The sequence below is a fragment of the Muricoccus nepalensis genome, from assembly GCF_006438825.1.
In the GTDB taxonomy this organism is placed as follows: domain Bacteria; phylum Pseudomonadota; class Alphaproteobacteria; order Acetobacterales; family Acetobacteraceae; genus Roseomonas; species Roseomonas nepalensis.
Window position 1 is genome coordinate 160,497 of record NZ_RCZP01000005.1, and the last position, 12,577, is coordinate 173,073.

13 protein-coding genes are annotated in these 12,577 nt (G+C 71.7%); 10 read left to right on the forward strand and 3 right to left on the reverse strand.

What is annotated here, in order from left to right; genetic code table 11:
• Positions 1-15: 15 nt before the first annotated feature.
• The gene (locus EAH89_RS08305) at positions 16-1,476 is read left to right on the forward strand and encodes an LVIVD repeat-containing protein (RefSeq protein WP_162861309.1); all 1,461 of its coding nucleotides are present in this window, start codon (positions 16-18) and stop codon (positions 1,474-1,476) included.
• Positions 1,473-2,045, forward strand: coding sequence for a hypothetical protein (locus EAH89_RS08310; RefSeq protein ID WP_140882334.1), 573 nt, complete (start codon positions 1,473-1,475; stop codon positions 2,043-2,045). The genes EAH89_RS08305 and EAH89_RS08310 overlap by 4 nt, the downstream gene beginning before the upstream one ends.
• A gap of 98 nt (positions 2,046-2,143) precedes the next feature.
• Here EAH89_RS08310 and EAH89_RS08315 read toward each other — a convergent pair whose 3' ends face one another.
• Both EAH89_RS08315 and EAH89_RS08320 read right to left on the reverse strand, forming a co-directional pair.
• Positions 2,144-2,941, reverse strand: a complete 798-nt coding sequence (locus EAH89_RS08315; protein ID WP_140882335.1) for an SDR family NAD(P)-dependent oxidoreductase — start codon at positions 2,939-2,941, stop codon at positions 2,144-2,146.
• An 11-nt stretch (positions 2,942-2,952) separates the two neighbouring features.
• Positions 2,953-3,972, reverse strand: coding sequence for a tripartite tricarboxylate transporter substrate binding protein (locus EAH89_RS08320; RefSeq protein WP_140882336.1), 1,020 nt, complete (start codon positions 3,970-3,972; stop codon positions 2,953-2,955).
• Positions 3,973-4,104: 132 nt separating this feature from the next.
• Between EAH89_RS08320 and EAH89_RS08325 the strand changes: the two genes are divergently transcribed.
• The 8 genes from EAH89_RS08325 (at position 4,105) to EAH89_RS08360 (ending at position 11,455) form a co-directional block, all read left to right on the forward strand.
• The gene (locus EAH89_RS08325) at positions 4,105-4,860 is read left to right on the forward strand and encodes an IclR family transcriptional regulator (RefSeq protein WP_161993509.1); all 756 of its coding nucleotides are present in this window, start codon (positions 4,105-4,107) and stop codon (positions 4,858-4,860) included.
• A 23-nt stretch (positions 4,861-4,883) separates the two neighbouring features.
• Positions 4,884-5,456 (forward strand): carboxymuconolactone decarboxylase family protein, encoded by a 573-nt coding sequence (locus EAH89_RS08330; protein WP_140882338.1) that lies wholly within the window; start codon positions 4,884-4,886, stop codon positions 5,454-5,456.
• Entirely contained in the window at positions 5,453-6,388 is a 936-nt protein-coding gene (locus tag EAH89_RS08335; protein ID WP_140882339.1) for an SMP-30/gluconolactonase/LRE family protein, read from the forward strand. Before EAH89_RS08330 ends, EAH89_RS08335 begins: the two co-directional genes overlap by 4 nt.
• Before the next feature lie 26 nt (positions 6,389-6,414).
• A complete protein-coding gene (locus EAH89_RS08340; protein ID WP_140882340.1) occupies positions 6,415-7,392 on the forward strand; it encodes a Bug family tripartite tricarboxylate transporter substrate binding protein in 978 nt (325 codons plus the stop codon).
• 36 nt (positions 7,393-7,428) lie between these two features.
• Positions 7,429-8,229, forward strand: a complete 801-nt coding sequence (locus tag EAH89_RS08345; RefSeq protein ID WP_140882341.1) for an SDR family NAD(P)-dependent oxidoreductase — start codon at positions 7,429-7,431, stop codon at positions 8,227-8,229.
• A 343-nt stretch (positions 8,230-8,572) separates the two neighbouring features.
• Positions 8,573-9,409, forward strand: coding sequence for a polysaccharide deacetylase family protein (locus EAH89_RS08350; protein WP_140882342.1), 837 nt, complete (start codon positions 8,573-8,575; stop codon positions 9,407-9,409).
• Positions 9,406-10,407 (forward strand): Bug family tripartite tricarboxylate transporter substrate binding protein, encoded by a 1,002-nt coding sequence (locus tag EAH89_RS08355; RefSeq protein ID WP_140882343.1) that lies wholly within the window; start codon positions 9,406-9,408, stop codon positions 10,405-10,407. The genes EAH89_RS08350 and EAH89_RS08355 overlap by 4 nt, the downstream gene beginning before the upstream one ends.
• Before the next feature lie 301 nt (positions 10,408-10,708).
• On the forward strand, positions 10,709-11,455 hold the full coding sequence (locus EAH89_RS08360) for an SDR family NAD(P)-dependent oxidoreductase (RefSeq protein WP_140882344.1): 747 nt from the start codon (positions 10,709-10,711) through the stop codon (positions 11,453-11,455).
• 6 nt (positions 11,456-11,461) lie between these two features.
• On the opposite strand, the gene EAH89_RS08365 is transcribed toward EAH89_RS08360, so the two are convergent.
• On the reverse strand, positions 11,462-12,442 hold the full coding sequence (locus tag EAH89_RS08365; RefSeq protein WP_140882345.1) for a tripartite tricarboxylate transporter substrate-binding protein: 981 nt from the start codon (positions 12,440-12,442) through the stop codon (positions 11,462-11,464).
• Between the last annotated feature and the right edge of the window lie 135 nt (positions 12,443-12,577).

Here is a 12,577-nt window from a genome sequence, read left to right on the forward strand (position 1 = left end):
GATGGGGGCGAAGCGATGTCCGGGAAGCGTGCTGCGGGGCGGGCCGGCGCCGCCCTGCTGTTTCTGGCGGGGGCCCTCGCGTGGCAGGCGGCCCTCGCCGACGGCCCGAGGATCGGCGATCCCCCCGAGGCGGAGAACATGCGCCTCGTCGGCCATGAGCCCCTGCAGAGCCGGGCCGCCTACCAGCCCACGATCCACCGCCAGGGCGGCCGCTGGATCGCCTATATCGGCCACATGGGCGGCACCGACGAGGTCCCGAGCCCGGTGAACGCCCTCAACGGCCAGGCGGAGGCGAACGGCACGTCGGTCGTGGACGTGACCGACCCGGCGCGCCCGCGCTACCTCGCGCATATCCCCGGGCAGCCCGGCACCTACGAGGGGGGCGGCGCGCAGATGACCCGCGTCTGCGACGGGTCGCAGCTTCCGCGCGGCGACCGGGACGCCGTCTACCTCCTCCGCGCGGTGGGCGGCCAGGGCCACGAGATCTGGGACGTCCGGGCTCCGGAGACGCCCCGGCTCGTCACGCGCCTCGGCGGGAACCTGCGGGACACGCACAAGAGCTTCTGGGAGTGCGGGACCGGGATTGCCTACCTCGTGTCCGGCGTGCCCGGCTGGCGCGTCCGCCGCATGACCGAGATCTACGACCTGAGCGATCCCGCCCGCCCCACGAAGATCCGCGACTTCGGCCTGCCCGGGCAGGAGCCGGGCACCCAGGGCCCGGTTCCCACCGAGTTGCACGGGCCGATCTCGACCGGGCCCGAGGGCAACCGCGTGTACTTCGGCTACGGCACCAACACGGGCGGCGTCCTCCAGATCGTCGACCGGGGGAAGCTCCTGCAGGGCCCGGCCGAGCCGACGCGGGAGAACCTCCTTCTTCCCGAGCTCGGCCGCCTGACGATGTCGTCGCTGAACGGCGCGCACACGACCTTCCCGATGCTGGGCATGCCGATCGCGGAGTTCCGCAACGACGCGGTCGGCGCGACGCGGGACATCGTGATGATCGTCGACGAGGCCATCCAGAACGAGTGCCGCGAGGCGCGCCAGATGGTGTGGTTCGCCGATGTCTCTGTCGTGGCGCGCCCGATGGTGATCTCCAGCTGGACGGTGCCGGAGGCGAGCGGGAACTTCTGCTCCCGCGGCGGGCGCTTCGGCGCCCACTCCTCCAACGAGAGCATGGCGCCCATCTTCTACAAGAAGCTCGCCTTCATCGCCTTCTTCAACGCCGGCGTGCGCGCGCTCGACGTCCGCGATCCCTACCATCCGCGCGAGGTGGGATACTTCATCCCGCCGGTCCGCCCGGAGACCGACAAGCGCTGCGTGACCGTGGACGGCCAGCCCCGCTGCCGGACCGCGGTGCAGACGAACAACGTGGAGACCGACGAGCGCGGCTACGTCTACATCGTCGACCGCGCGAACACCGGCCTCGACATCCTCGAGGTGACGGGACCGGCGAGGGCGATCGCGGAGGGACGGTGAGCGTGCGGCGCCCGGACATCCTGCTGGGGGCGGGCGCGGCGGCGCTGGTCGCGGCGACGGTCCTTGCCGTCCCGTTCCGCCCGGACGCGCGCGCCCCCTCCGCGGCCGCCGCGTCGCCCGTGGCCTGGCGGGAGGTCGGGTGGTCGGCGCCCTTCGACCCCTGGCCGGGGGGGCGCGAGTTCCGTTGCTCGGGCGGCGGCTGCGGGCCGGAGCTGCGGCTGTCGATCCGGCCCAAGATCGGCTTCTGCAACTGCGCGACCGGCGTCGCCGACGACGACGAGCTCGACCGGGTCGGCGACCTCGACCTTGTCGCCGACGAGTTCGGCGGCTCGGCGGAGGGGCGGCCCCTGGCGATCGGCGGCCTGCCGGGCCGGATCCGGGCCTACCGGGTGCGGCGCGGCGGCCGGGACGGCGAGGCGCTGGCGATCGCGGCCGCCGCGAACTGCAACGTGGTCGTGGCCACGCTGTCCAGCGGCGGATCGCTCCCGGGCACGGCGCGGGCGGAGGGCCTGGCGTTCCTGCAGCGCCCGGAGATGATCGCGTGGGCCCGGCAGGCGGTGGAGAACTGAGCGCCCGCGGGCGCCGGGCCGGCCCGCGCGCCACCGTTTCATGCGGGCGAAAATCCGCCCGCCCCCTCTCGTGCCGACGGATCGCCCGCGACGAGCCACTATCCCCGCTTCTCCAGCAAGCCGCCATCGACGGGCAGGATCACGCCGGTGACGTAGCCGGCCTCGTCGGAGGCCAGGAACACCGCCGCGTTGGCGACGTCCCAGGCCGAGCCCATGCGGCCCATCGGCACCAGCGCCTCGCGCTCCGCCCGGACCACCTCGCGCGGCACGCCCCGCTCCTGCGCGCGGCGCTCGATCGCCATGGGGGTGTCGATCAGCCCGGGCAGGATGACGTTGGCGCGGATGCCGTGGCGGGCGTTCTCCATCGCGATGTGCTGGGTCAGCGCGTTCACCCCCGCCTTGCTGGTCTTGTAGGTCACGGTCGGCCGCGCCGAGAGCGAGGAGGTGGAGGAGATGTTGATGATGCAGCCCGCCTTCCGCGCGACCATGTGGGGCAGGACGTGCTTGCACGTCATGAACATGCCCTTCAGGTTCATGCCCATGATGGCGTCCCAGGTGTCGGCGTCCATCTCCGCCGTCTTCCGGTCGCCCCTGGAGCGGCCGACGTTGTTGTGCAGCACGTCGATCCGGCCGTAGCGCTCGACGCAGGCCCGGGCGATGGCGGCGCAGTCCTCCTCCCGCGTGATGTCGGCGCGGAGCGTCGAGGCCGGGTGGCCGTGCCGCTCGACCGCGGCGCGCGTCGCCTCCGCCCACTCCTCGTTGATGTCCACCAGCAGCAGCGTCGCGCCTTCCTCCGCGTAGCGCTCCGCCACCGCGCGGCCGTTGCCCACGGTCTCGCCGGGCTGCTGCCCGGCGCCGACGACGATCGCGACCTTGCCTTCAAGCCGTCCGGCCATTCGACGTTCCTTCAGTCTGAGGTGATGCGGCCGTCGGTGACCACGCGCCGCCAGCGGGCCTCCTCGGCGCGCATGAAGCGGGTCATCTCCTCCGGGCTGTTCACGGCCACCGTCAGCCCCTCGCCCGCCAGGCGGGAATGGTAGGCGGGCGCCTGCGTCACCTTCTTCATCGCGTCGTTCAGCCGGGCCAGGATCGGCGCCGGCGTGCCGCCCGGCGCGAAGACCGCGTACCAGACCTCCGCCTCGTAGCCCGGCAGGGTCTCCGCGACCGTGGGCACGCCCTCGTAGGCCGGCGTGCGCTGCGGCGAGGTCACGGCCACCGCGCGCATCCGGTCGCCCTTCACGAAGGCCGCCACGCCGCCGGCGGTGCCGAACACCATGTCCAGCCGCCCGCCCAGCAGGTCCGTGTAGGCGGGGCCCGCGCCGCGATAGGGCACGTGGGTGATGTCCACCCCGGCCGTGATCTTGAACAGCTCCGCCGCCAGGTGCACGGCCGAGCCGTTGCCCGAGGACCCGTAGGTCAGCTTCCCCGGATCCGCCTTCGCCGCGCGGATGATGTCCGCCACGCCGCGGAAGGGGCTGTCGGGCCGCACCACCACCACATTCGGGCCGTGGCAGATGAGCCCGACCTCCGCGAAGCCCCTCTCCGTGTCGTAGGGCAGGCCCTTCACGAGGGAGGCGTTGATGGCGATGGCGGAGGTCGTGAGGAGCAGCGTGTAGCCGTCCGGCGCCGCCTTGGAGACGAGGTCCGAGCCGAGAACCGTGCCCCCGCCCGCGCGGTTGTCGATGACCACGGGCTGCCCGAGCTCCACCGAGAGCAACTGGGCCAGCTCGCGCCCCACCACGTCCGTGCCGCCGCCCGCGGTGAAGGGCACGACCACCCGGATCGGGCGGCTGGGGTAGGTCTCGGCGCCGAGGGCCGGCCCCAGCGAGGCCAGGAGGCCGGCTCCCGCGCCGAGGCCCAGCACGCCCCGTCGCCCTGCCGGCAGCCCTTTGCCGGCGGCCTGAACGCCGCGTCGTTCCCTTGCCATGGCGCATCCTCCCGCGTTCCGGCCGCAAGCTAGGCATTGGCTTCCATGGCATGCAAGTGACTTCCATCGGGCGAAAGTCACGGCTAGCCTCGTGGCATGGCAAAGCAGCCCGGACGCGCTTCCAAGCCCCTTGTGCAACGACCTCGGGATGACCAGCCCGGCGCCGTCCTGCGCGCCGTCCCGCCCGCCGCGCCCGTCGGCCCCCTTCCGAGCGACAGCGTGCGCGCCGTGGACCGCGCCCTGGTGCTGCTGCGCGCCTTCCGGGAGGAGGACGGGCCGCTGGGGCTGACGGAGCTCTCCCGCCGCGCCGGGCTGAACATGACCACGGCGCTGCGCCTGCTCGGCACGCTGGAGGGGCATGGCTTCGTCAAGCGCCTGCCCGGCGGCGGCTACCTGCTCGGCCCCACCCTGCTGCTGCTGGGCGACGTGTTCCGCCGCTCCCTTCGCCTGGAGCACCACGTGATGCCCGCGCTGGAGCGCCTGCGCGCCGAGAGCCGGGAGAGCGCCGCCTTCTTCGTGCGGGAGGGCGAGCAGCGGCGCTGCGTCTTCCGCCTGGACTCCCCTCAGCTCGTCCGCGACGTCGCCCATGTCGGGGAGGCGCAGCCGCTGGGCCGCGGGGCCCATGGCCGTTCCCTGATCGCCCTGGAGAGCGGCGAGAGCCTGCCCGTGGTTACCCGGGGCGAGCGCCTGCCCCAGATCGCCGCCATCGCCTGCCCCGTGCTGGACGCGGCCGGTCGCGTCGCCGGCTCCATCGGCATCTCCGTGCCGCTCTACCGCTTCACGGCGGAGACGGAGGCGCTCTGCGCCCCGCTGGTGCTGCGGGAGGCGAGCGCGATGACGCGCGACCTGGGCGGCGACCCGGCGCCGCTGGAACGCGCCGCGCGCTGATCGCGGCAGGAGAGGGCCCAAGCATGGCACGGATCGAGTTGACGCCCGAGGCGGAGCGCACGCCGGAGGAACAGGAGGTCCGCCAGGAGGCCGTTTCCGGCATCCGCGGCCGCGTCCCCGCGCCGATGATCGCCTGGCTGAAGAACCCGGAGCTGGCCCGCCGCGGCCAGCGGCTGGGCGAGCTGCTGCGCTACCAGACCACGCTGGAGCCACGGCTGTCGGAGCTGGCCATCCTCGTCGTCGGGCGCCACTGGACGGCCCATTACGAGTGGACCGTGCACAAGCGCGAGGGGCTGAAGGCCGGGATGGACCCGGAGGTGGTCGCCGCCATCGCGGAGCGCCGCGTGCCGATGCTGCGGGATGCGCGGGAGAGGGCGGTCTATGACGTCTCCACCGCGCTGATGGCGACGCGGCGCGTGCGGGACGACCTCTACCGCCGCGGGGTCGAGGTGCTGGGGGAGCGCGGCATGGTCGAGCTCGTGGCGTTGCTCGGCTACTACACCCTTGTCGCCATGACGCTGAACGTCTTCGAGATCGGCCTGCCGGAGGCCTTCGCGCCGGAACTCGGAGCGGAGCCGGGGGACCCCGTGCCGTGACGGGCTGGGAACCGAGCCTCCGCTACCCCGATCCCGCCATCCGGGCCCTGGACCACCGCTTCGAGCGGTATCACCTGGTGCTGGCGGGCGTGGAGCGCCTCCACACCGGCCTTCGCTGGGCGGAGGGGCCGGTCTGGTTCGGCGCCTGGCGCAGCCTGCTGTTCAGCGACGTGCCGAACGACCGCATCCTCTGCTGGAGCGAGGCGACGGGGGCGGTCTCGACCTTCCGCGGCCCCTCGAACAACGCCAACGGCAACACGCGGGACCGCGAGGGGCGGCTGGTCACCTGCGAGCACGGCGGGCGCCGCGTGACGCGCACGGAGCATGACGGCGCGGTCACGGTCCTCCTCGATTCCTTCGAGGGCAAGCGGCTGAACTCGCCAAACGACGTGGTGGTGAAGTCGGACGGCTCCATCTGGTTCACCGACCCGCCCTTCGGCATCGTCGGCTATTACCAGGGTGAGAAGGCCGAACAGGAGCGGCCGTCCTGCATCTACCGGATCGACGGCGCCACCGGCCGCGGCACGGCGGTGGCGGACGACGTGAACGGGCCCAACGGTCTCGCCTTCTCCCCGGACGAAGCCAGGCTCTACGTCATCGAATCCCGCGCCCGCCCCCGCACCATCCGCGTCTTCGACGTGGCCGACGACCGGCTCCGCAACGGCCGCGTGCTGGTCGATGCCGGCACCGGCACGCCGGACGGCTTCCGCGTGGACGTGGACGGCAACCTCTGGTGCGGCTGGGGCATGGACCCGGAGCAGGACGGGGTGCGCGTGTTCAGCCCCGACGGCGAGCCGATCGGCCACATCCACCTGCCGGAGCGCTGCGCCAACCTCGCCTTCGGTGGGCGGCACCGGAACCGGCTGTTCATGGCCGCCAGCCACTCGCTCTACGCGCTCTACGTCAACACGCAGGGCACGCCGGGCGGCTAGCCCGGCCACACCCAGGAGGAAGAGACATGACCACCCGCCGCCGGCTCGCCGGCCTGATCGCCGCCGCGGCGCTGCCGCTGGCCCGTCCCGCGATCGCGCAATCCGCCCGCATCCCGGACGGCCCCATCCGCCTCGTCGTGCCCTTCCCGCCGGGCGGGCCGAACGACCTCGTCGCCCGCGTCCTCGGCCAGAAGCTCGGCGCGATCCTCGAGCGCAACGTGGTGGTGGAGAACCGCTCCGGCGCCGGCGGCGTGATCGGCACGGACAACGTGGTGAAGGCCGCGCCGGATGGCCGAAGCCTCTGCCTCACCAGCGCAGGCGCGATCGCGATCTCCCCCGTGCTCGGCGCGCCCATGCCCTTCGACGTGGCGAAGGACGTCGCGCCCCTCACCCTGGTCGCGCTGATGCCGGAACTGCTGGCCGTGCCGCCTTCGCTGCCCGTGAGCACGGTGGCGGAGCTGGTGGACTACGCGAAGAAGAACCCGGGCAAGGTGAACTACGGCTCCTCCGGCATCGGCTCCATGCCGCATCTGGCGGGAGAGGCCTTCCGCGCGGCGGCCGGGATCGACATCATCCACGTGCCCTATCGCGGCGCCGCGCCGGCCGTGACGGACCTGATCGCCGGCCAGGTGCAGATGATGTTCGCGGACATGCCGGCCATGATGTCCCAGGTGCAGGGCAACACGCTGCGCCCCATCGCCCTCGCCAGCGGCGAGCGGTCGCCCCTCCTGCCGCAGACGCCGACCATGGTGGAGGCCGGCGTGCCGGTGACGGCGGACAACTGGTACGGCCTCGTCACCTCGTCCAGGGTTCCCGCCCCGGTGCAGGCCCTGCTGCAGGAGGCCGCCGCGCGCGCCCTGCAGGACCCGGAACTGGTGAAGTCCTACGGCGAGCAGGGCGCCCGCCCCGTGGGCGGCACGCAGGCCGAGTTCCGCGACTTCATCGTCAAGGAAAGCGCGCGCTGGGGCGAAGTGGGCCGCCGCGCGGACATCCGGATGGATTGAGGCGGGACGCCTCCCTCACGCAGCAGGACAATCGACATGGCAGGACGTCTCGAGGGCAAGGTCGCCGTCATCACCGGCGCGGGGTCCGCCGGTCCGGGCTGGGGCAATGGCCGCGCGGCCGCCGTGCTCTTCGCGCGGGAAGGGGCGCTGGTCTACGGCGTGGACCGGAACCCTGCCGCGATGGAGGAGACGGCCGCCCGCATCCGCGAGGAGGGCGGCCGCTTTGCGATGGGCGAGTGCGACGTCATGAGCAGCGATTCCATCGCCGCCATGGTGCAGGCGGCGCTCGCGGAGTACGGCCGCATCGACGTGCTGGTGAACAACGTCGGCGGCTCCGCCAAGGGCGGCCCGGTGGAGATGAGCGAGGAGGTCTGGGACACCCAGATCGACTACAACCTGAAGAGCGTCTTCCTGGCCTGCAAGCACGTCCTTCCCGTCATGGTGCGGCAGGGCGGCGGCGCCATCGTCAACACCGCCTCCACCTCCGGCCTCCGCTGGACCGGCGCGGCGCAGGTGGCCTACGCGGCCTCCAAGGCGGGCATCATCCAGTTCTCCCGCGTCGTCGCGGTGGAGTACGCGGCCCGCCACATCCGCGTGAACACCGTGGTTCCCGGGCAGATGCACACGCCGATGGTGGAGACGCGCCTGGCCGGGCAGCGCGCCGGCGGCGACGTGCAGGCCCTGCTCGCCTCGCGCGTGAAGCGTATCCCGCTCGGCTTTGCCGGCGACGGGCGCGACACGGCGGCCGCGGCCCTCTTCCTTGCCTCCGACGAGGCACGCTTCGTGACGGGCACGGAGATCGTGGTCGATGGCGGCATGTCCGTCCGCTGCGACTGAGGCGCCCTTGCTGTCCTGCGTAGACCCGCGGGCTTTGTCCACTTGCCGGCATCCGGGGGTGGACGCTGGCGGATTGCAGCGGGCGCGGGGCTGGTCGAGCCTGCCGGACGGCGCCGTTCATGGTGGACCCCGCTTCAAACTTCTCCACCCTTGCAGCACGGTTCTCGCTGAAGGTGAGGTGGGCGCGGCGGAGCTCGTCGGTGGGAGGTCGTGCCGGTAGGCGCGGCATCCCTCGTCGAAGGTCCCAATTCATCGGTTGGACAATCTACCGGCTGCGGCAATATTGCAGCCCAAAACCAGGCGAGTCAGCGAACGCTTGGCCGCCTGGCGAAGGAGGAAGCGCGTGCAGGATAAGCAGGATACAATCGCCGTCTGGCCCAGTGGAGCTCGTTTGGCCGTGATGGTCACCGTGATGTTCGAGGCTTGGCCGGAGGGCAAGACGCCGCCCTACTCACCGATGGCCAGCCCGCTGAAGGCGGGCGTGACGGACTTGCAGGGCATCTCCTGGGCGGCCTACGGCGCGCGGACCGGGCTACGCCGCCTGGCCGATCTGCTGGACGGCTTCGGCATCAAGGCAACGGTGGCGGCGAACGCCTGTGCGATCGAGCGCGCCCCTGACTTGGTTCGCGCCATGCACGCGAACGGGCACGAGATCGCGGGGCACTCCTACACCCAGGATATGTTCCTTCCTTATCTCTCGCCCGAGGAGGAGAAGGCGCTGATCCGCCGCTGCTCCGGCATCATCGAGGAGACGGTCGGGCAGAAGCCTGTGGGCTGGGCCAGCCCGCGCATGACGCCCACCGAGCACACGGCCGGCTTCCTGGCGGAGGACGGATTTCTCTGGCACGGCGACTACAACGATACCGACCTTCCCTACGTCGTCGGAACACCGCACGGGCCGGTCGTGGCGCTGCAGCACAGCGATTTCACGGACAACCGCGTCCTGCGCGGCAGCCCGCGGGACTTCCTCGACGTCTACCGCGACACCTGCGACTTCCTGCTCGGCACCGGCCAACCAGAGATCCTCAACCTCACCGTCCACGCGCATTTCGGCGGCCGTCCTCCCATGGCCGCGGCACTGCATGCCATCTTGACCCATATGAACGACAAGGAAGGCTTGTGGTTCGCGCGCCACGACGAGGTTGCGCGCTGGGTCCTCAGCGGGAGTGCGCGGCCGTGAGTGATACCCGTCTCGCTTTGCTCTCCCGGCGCATGGCGCTCGGCGCCATCGGGCTGCTCCTGCCGTCGGCTCGCGCCCAGGCCCAAAATCAAGGCGCCAGCTATCCCTCCCGCCCCCTCCAGTTCGTCGTCGGCTACGCCGCCGGGGGCACGGGCGATGTCTTCGCGCGCATTGTCGCCGAGCGGCTGCGGGCGCCGCTTGGCCAGAACGTGGTGGTGGAAAACCGGTCGGGCGCCACGGGCACGATCGCCGCGCAGTTTGTCGCTCGTTCCGCGCCCGATGGATACACGATCCTGCTCGGCCAGACGCCGGAGGTCGCCATCGCGCCTCGTTTCCTCGCGAACCCCACCTACGATCCGGTCACCGACCTCGTGCCTGTGGCCCTCGTCGCCAACGCCACCCTCGGGCTGGTGGTGAACGCCGCCTCGCCCATCCGATCCGTCGCGGAGCTCTTCGCCGAGGCGCGGAAGCGGCCGGGGCGGCTCAGCTTTGCTTCCTCCGGCACGGGAACGCCCGGGCATTTCGGGGCGGAGACGCTCGCGCTGCGCGGGGGCGTGCCGATGGTGCACGTGCCCTATCGCGGTGCGGCTCCCGCGTTGACAGACCTTCTGGGCGGGCACGTGGACTTCTTCTTCTCCGGCCTGCCTGCGGCAATCCCGCACGTGCGGGAAGGCCGGCTGCGGTTGCTCGCGGTCTCGACGGCAAAACGGGTCCCGGCCGTGCCGGAGACGCCGACCGTCCAGGAGGGGGGCGTGCCCGACTTCGACTTCAGCCTCTGGACCGGCCTGTTCGCCCCAGCCGGCACGCCAGAGCCCGTGGTGCGGCGCCTGAACGAGGAGACCAACCGCATCATCGCCGAGCCGGTGGTGAGAGACCGCATCGTGCAGGAGGGCGGCGACGTGTTGGCGAACACACCCGAGGAGTTCCGGGCCTTCATCGCCCGCGAGCTGACGAAGTACACCGGCGTGATTGCGGCCACGGGCGTGAAGCCGGAGTGATGCGACCCTGGGAGATCCAGGGTGCGTGGGATAGCAATGGAAGGGGAGCGGCGGCGGCCGGTCGTTGGCCCGATGCGGTTGAACGGATCCTCATGGAACCTGGCGGGGCGGCGATGCCATGCCAGAACGCCTCGGCGCGCGCCTCATCGCGCGCGGCCTGCAGGTCAGGTGGATGGAGCTGGTGCGTACGGCTTGATACGCGCGGCGCAATCCTTCGATGCGTGGCGGAGGGGCCGAGGGTAGGAAGACGGCATGACACCTCATAACGTGCCTAACGGACAGATGGACGACGAGGCCGAACATGAGTGAGACACCCCAGCGGACAGCGCTGATCACAGGCGCCGGACGCGGCATCGGCCGCGCCATCACCCTTGGATTAGCCGAGGACGGCTTCGACGTTGTTGTCAACGGCTCCGCGAACCGCTTGGCGGCGGAAGCGGTCGCGACGGAGGCACGGGCCTTCGGCGTGCAAGCCGTGGTGGCGATGGGCGATGTCGGGCAGCGGGAGGATTGTGCCCGGATCGCCGCCGAGGCGCTGGCGCGGTTCGGGAAGGTGGACGTGCTGGTGAACAACGCCGCGCTGCGCCCGGCGAAGCCCTTCCTGGAGATCGAGGCGGAGGACTGGCGCCGCGTCATGGCGGTCGACCTCGAAGCGGCAGTCTGGCTCTCGCAGGCGGTCCTGCCCGGCATGCTCCACCAGGGTTGGGGCCGCGTCGTGAACTTCACCGGCATGAACGCCATTCACGGCTATTCCGGTCGCGCGCCGGTTTCCGCGGCAAAGCACGGCGTCTGGGGGCTGACGAAATCGCTGGCGAAGGAGTTCGGCGCCCGGGGCGTCACAGTCAACGCCATTTCGCCGGGCCCGATCGCCTCGGATGGCGATGATCCCTCGTCGGACGCGCACCGGCAAAGCTACGTCGCGAAGGTTCCGGCCGGCCGCATGGGAACGCCGAACGAGGTGGCGGCGGTCGTGCGCATGCTGGTCGGTGACGGCGGTGCCTACGTCAACGGCCAGATGCTGCAGGTGAACGGCGGCGCGGAGACCTAGCGGCCCTCAATCCGCGTACTGGCCCGCGGCTTCCAGCAGGGGCCTCCAGCGCGCGGTCTCAGTGCGCCAGGCGGCCTGTGCCCCGTCTGGCGTGGTCCGCTCTCCGGAAGCCGGCGTGCTGCCGAGCTCGAGCATGCGTCGCGGCACGGTTGCGTCGGCCAGCACCGCCCGCAGCGCACGGTTCAGCCGCTCGACCACCGGCCCCGGCGTCCCGGTCGGAGCGAACAGCATGTTCCAGCCGGTCATCGTCACCAGCGGCAGCCCCGCTTCGGCGGTCGTCGGCACCTCCGGCAAGGCGGCCGTGCGCGCGACCCCCGTGATGGCGTAGCCACGGATCGCTCCCGCCCGGATCTGCTCGGAGTTGTTCGTCGTCTGGTCGCAGCTCAGATCCAGCCGACCGCCCAGCAGGTCGTTCATCATCGGTCCGTTGCCACGATAGGGCACGATCGTCACCGGCGTCCCGACCGCCGAGACCAAGAGCAGGGAGCACAGGTGGCTGGTCGAGCCGACGCCGGCGTTGCCCAGGTTCAGGCCCCGTCCGTCGCGCCGGATCACCGCCACGAGGTCCGCAAGCGTTGCCGCCGGGAAGTCGCGCCGCGCGATGATCGACATCGGCACCTCGTTGACCATGCCGATCGCCTGGAGGGCCGTGGGGTCGAAGGAAAGATGCCGGTAGAGCGTGGGGATGATCGCCTGGGCGAGGCTGCCGAAGAGGATGGTGTGCCCGTCCGGGCGGGCGGCGGCGACCCGGGCTTGGCCGATCGAGCCGCCGGCGCCGGAAGCATTCTCCACCGCGACGGGTTGACCGAGATCGGCGGCCAGGGTGGGCGCGATCAGGCGGGCGATCACGTCGGCCGGGCCGCCGGGGGCAAAGCCGACCACCATGGAGATGGGACGGGAGGGGAAGATGGGCGGCGCATCCTGCGCGACCACGCCGTGGACGGGGCCAGCCGAAAGCAGGATACCGAGCAGGCATCGGCGAACCATCCTGAGCATGCTCTTCCTCCCGATCGGTCGTCTGTTGCGAGCCTTACGGATGTCGCGGCTTGTGCAAAGAGGTATTGCGGTGTCGTCGAAGTAGATCCGTGCGGCTCTCGTTAGGGGACGTGTTGCGCGGGTTAG